5 protein-coding genes are annotated in these 4074 nt (G+C 67.2%); all 5 read right to left on the bottom strand.

Features of this window, described 5'->3' with window-relative positions; translation table 11 throughout:
* Positions 1-225: 225 nt before the first annotated feature.
* Positions 226-369, bottom strand: a complete 144-nt coding sequence (locus IBX53_RS15105) for a hypothetical protein (protein WP_290910897.1) — start codon at positions 367-369, stop codon at positions 226-228.
* 61 nt (positions 370-430) lie between these two features.
* On the bottom strand, positions 431-1144 hold the full coding sequence (gene folM / locus IBX53_RS15100; protein WP_290910895.1) for a dihydromonapterin reductase: 714 nt from the start codon (positions 1142-1144) through the stop codon (positions 431-433).
* Positions 1141-1920: an NAD(P)H-flavin reductase gene (locus IBX53_RS15095; protein WP_290910892.1), complete on the bottom strand. Its 780-nt coding sequence runs from the start codon at positions 1918-1920 to the stop codon at positions 1141-1143. Before IBX53_RS15095 ends, folM begins: the two co-directional genes overlap by 4 nt.
* A gap of 18 nt (positions 1921-1938) precedes the next feature.
* Positions 1939-3426, bottom strand: a complete 1488-nt coding sequence (ubiD, locus tag IBX53_RS15090; RefSeq protein WP_290910889.1) for a 4-hydroxy-3-polyprenylbenzoate decarboxylase — start codon at positions 3424-3426, stop codon at positions 1939-1941.
* Positions 3427-3540: 114 nt separating this feature from the next.
* On the bottom strand, positions 3541-4074 hold a 534-nt coding region (gene rho / locus IBX53_RS15085), incomplete at its 5' end, for a transcription termination factor Rho (protein WP_290910886.1).

Raw genomic sequence — 4074 nt, 5'->3', positions numbered from 1 at the left:
GGCGCCCGACGCGACGGCGCTCGGGTCAGCGTGGGACAGGGCGGCGGCAAGGGAAGCGTTCATGGGTCATCAACTCCGGTTAGCGGTCATGCATCGTGATGTTCGGGTGACTTCGACTGCCCCGGAATGCAGAACCCCCGGGGCGGGACGCCTTCCGGGGGTTCTGTCGGGAGGCGTCCCTGGTGGGGCTTGCCTCCGGCGATGTCATCTGCTGCTCAGGATTTTCTAGTCAGACATGGCCGCCGGCACACCGGTCATAAAATAGCCATGCCAATAGCCCAGACCGCGGGCAGTCGCGTCGACTGCACGCTCAGCACAGCCAGCAGAGGCGGCGTGGCGGCGACAGGCGTCGATGGCGAATGCGGTCATGGTTGTCTCCTGATGATATTGGTTCATCGTGCCCCATCTCGGCAGGGCTGGCAAGGACCCGCTAGCGAAGGTGGCGACCGCCGTCGACCGGCAGCGTCACCCCGGTCACATAGCGGTTGTCGAGCAGGTAGCGCAGGCTCTGGTAGATCACCCCCGGGCCCGGGACCATCTGCATGGCGGACTTGGCGCGGGCCTTCTCGGCATAGGCCTCGTCGTCGCCCTCATTGAGCATGATCAGCGCCGGCGCGATGGCGTTGACCTGGATCGACGGGGCGTACATGGCGGCGAAGGAGAGCGTCAGGTTGTCGAGCCCCGCCTTGCTGGCGGCATAGGCGGCGTGTTTCCTCGAGCCCTTCTGCACCACATAGTCGGTCATGTGCACGATGTCGCGCTGGGGCTCGCTGCAGGCCTCCAGCAGCTCTCGTGCGTGCAGGTTGATCAAGTAGGGCGCCAGCATATGGATGCGAAACAGGCGCTCGAAGGTGGCGCCGGCCTCTGGGCCGGTGGAGTCCGGCGCCCAGTCGCTGGCGTTGTGGACGATCGCCCGCAGCGAGCTCGTCTCTGCCTTGAGGCGAGCGATAAAGTCGAGAATGCCCGCCTCGGTGGCGAAGTCGGCCGGCAGGGTGACGATGCCCCGCGCCCGCAGTGCCTCGAGCTCGGGCCGCTCGCGGCGGTAGCTGATGATCACCGGATGGCCGTCGTCGACCAGACGCTCGGCACAGTGGCGGCCCAGGCGCTGGGCACCGCCGGTGATCAGGATCGGCGAGGCGCTCACTGGCGAGCCTCCTTCACCAGGCTGCCCGCGGTCGGCACGATGGGATCCCGGGGCGCATAGGCGAAGACATCCGAGAAGACCCGCGAAGGCGAGAGCCCCAGCGAGGCCAGCACGTCGACGCAGGCGTAGACCATGCCCGGCGAGCCGGAGAGGTAGACATCCTGGCCCGAGACGTCATCGAGCGCCGCGGCCAGGGCCTGGTCGATGCGCCCGCGATGACCGATCACCCGCTCGCCGCTCCAGGGCTCCTCCGGCGAAAGCTCGGTCACCGGGTGGAAGCAGAAGCCGGGGTGGGCCTCGGCCCACTGCCGGGGCAGCCGCTCCAGGTAGAGCTGGCGACGCTCCCGGGCGGCCCACCACAGGTCGATCTGCCGCTCGGGGTTGGCCGAAAGCGCCGCCTCGGCGATCGCCTTCATCTGGGAGAAGCCGGTGCCCGCGGCGATCAGCAGCAGCGGGCGCTCGCTGTCGGGGTCGAGCACGCAGTCGCCGCCGGGCAGGCGCAGGGTCAGCTGGCGGGCCACCTGGACCAGCTCGCGCAGGCGCGCGGAATTCTCGCGCTCCGGCCAGTGCTGGATATGCAGCTCGATCACGCCGTCGCCACCGTGGGCGTTGGCGATGGAGAAAGGCACCCAGGTCTCGTCGTTCAGCTTGAGCTCCAGGTACTGGCCCGGCGCATGGGCCACCGCCTCGGGGCGGCCCTCCAGCTGCACCCGGAAGACGTCCGTGGTGAGGTCCTCGACCTCGTCGACCAGGCAGGTCAGGGTCCTTGGCGTCATGAAAGCCTCATGGGGTTGTCAGGGGGTCGTATTATCGGGGAGTTCGATGCCCAGCTCGCCCCAGCGCTCGCTGACGCGGGCCTTGACGGCCTCGTCCATGACGATGGGCACTCCCCACTCGCGATCGGTCTCGCCGGGCCACTTGCTGGTGGCATCCAGGCCCATCTTGGAGCCGAGCCCCGAGACCGGCGAGGCGAAATCCAGATAATCGATGGGGGTGTTCTCCACCAGCACGGTGTCCCGGGCCGGATCCATGCGCGTGGTGATGGCCCAGATCACATCCTTCCAGTCCCGGGCGCTGACGTCGTCGTCGAGCACCACCACGAACTTGGTGTACATGAACTGGCGCAGGAAGCTCCACACGCCCATCATCACCCGCTTGGCGTGGCCCGGGTACTGCTTCTTCATGGTCACCACCGCCATGCGGTAGGAGCAGCCTTCCGGGGGCAGGTAGAAGTCGACGATCTCGGGGAACTGCTTGCGCAGGATCGGCACGAACACCTCGTTGAGGGCGAGGCCGAGGATCGCCGGCTCGTCGGGCGGCCGGCCGGTGTAAGTGGAGTGGTAGATGGCATCGCGGCGCATGGTCATGCGCGTCACCGTGAACACCGGGAAGGTATCCACCTCGTTGTAGTAGCCGGTGTGGTCACCGTAGGGGCCCTCGGGGGCCATGTCATCCGGGTAGATAAAGCCTTCAAGGATGATCTCCGCCGAGGCGGGCACCTCGAGATCGGCGTGGCCGCACTTGACCAGCTCGGTGCGCGAGCCGCGCAGCAGCCCGGCGAAGGCGTACTCGGAGAGCGAATCCGGCACCGGGGTCACCGCGCCGAGGATGGTGGCCGGGTCGGCGCCCAGCGCCACCGCCACCGGGAAGGGCTCGCCGGGGTGGGCCTTCTGGAACTCCAGGAAGTCGAGCGCCCCGCCGCGATGCGACAGCCAACGCATGATCAGGCGGTTTCTGGAGAGCTTCTGCTGGCGGTAGATGCCGAGGTTCTGCCGCGTCTTGTGGGGGCCACGGGTGATCACCAGGGGCCAGGTGACCAGGGGGGCGGCGTCGCCGGGCCAGCAGTGCTGGATCGGCAGACGGTCGAGGTCGACCTCGTCGCCCTCATAGACCCGCTCCTGCACCGGCGCCGAGCGGACCCGCTTCGGCCCCATGCTCATCACCTGCTTGAAGATCGGCAGCTTGTCCCAGGCATCGCGGAAGCCCTTGGGGGGCTCCGGCTCCTTGAGGAAGGCGAGCAGCTCGCCCACCTCGCGCAGGGCGGCCACGGAGTCCTGCCCCATGCCGAGGGCCACCCGCTTCGGCGTACCGAAGAGGTTGCCGAGCAGCGGCATGTCGTGGCCCTTGACGTTCTCGAACAGCAGTGCCGGACCGCCGGCACGCAGGGTGCGGTCGCAGATCTCGGTGATCTCGAGGTAGGGGTCCACCTCGGCGCTGATGCGCTGGAGCTCGCCCCGGGCCTCCAGGGCGCTGATGAAGTCTCGCAGGTCCTTGTACTTCATTCGGTTTTCCCGGTTGCAGTACGACGAAAGGGGTAGCATAGCATGCTACCCCCCGGCGTTTCGTACAACGTTTGCACAATTTTTGACTGCGCTGTTGCCCGCGGCGGGCTCGCCTTAACGGCGTTTCATGGCCTCGAAGAACTCGAGATTGGTCTTGGTATCCTTGAGTCGGTCGATCAGGAACTCGGTGGCCGCGGTGTCATCCATGGGGTTGAGCAGCTTGCGCAGGATCCACATGCGCTGCATCTCGTCCTCGGAGGCGAGCAGGTCCTCGCGGCGAGTACCGGAACGGCGGATGTTGATGGCCGGGTAGACGCGACGCTCGGCCAGCTTGCGGTCCAGATGCGCCTCCATGTTGCCGGTGCCCTTGAACTCCTCGAAGATCACCTCGTCCATCTTGGAGCCGGTGTCCACCAGCGCCGTGGCGATGATGGTCAGGCTGCCGCCCTCCTCGATGTTGCGCGCCGCACCGAAGAAGCGCTTGGGCTTCTCCAGGGCATGAGCGTCCACGCCGCCCGTCAGCACCTTGCCGGAGCTCGGCACCACAGTGTTGTAGGCGCGCGCCAGGCGAGTGATGGAATCGAGCAGGATCACCACGTCCTTCTTGTGCTCGACCAGGCGCTTGGCCTTCTCGATCACCATCTCGGC

This window comes from Halomonas sp., from assembly GCF_014859505.1.
Classification (GTDB): Bacteria; Pseudomonadota; Gammaproteobacteria; order Pseudomonadales; family Halomonadaceae; genus Halomonas.
Note: the sequence above shows the minus strand (reverse complement) of the source record. Positions and strands in the feature narration are given on the sequence as shown.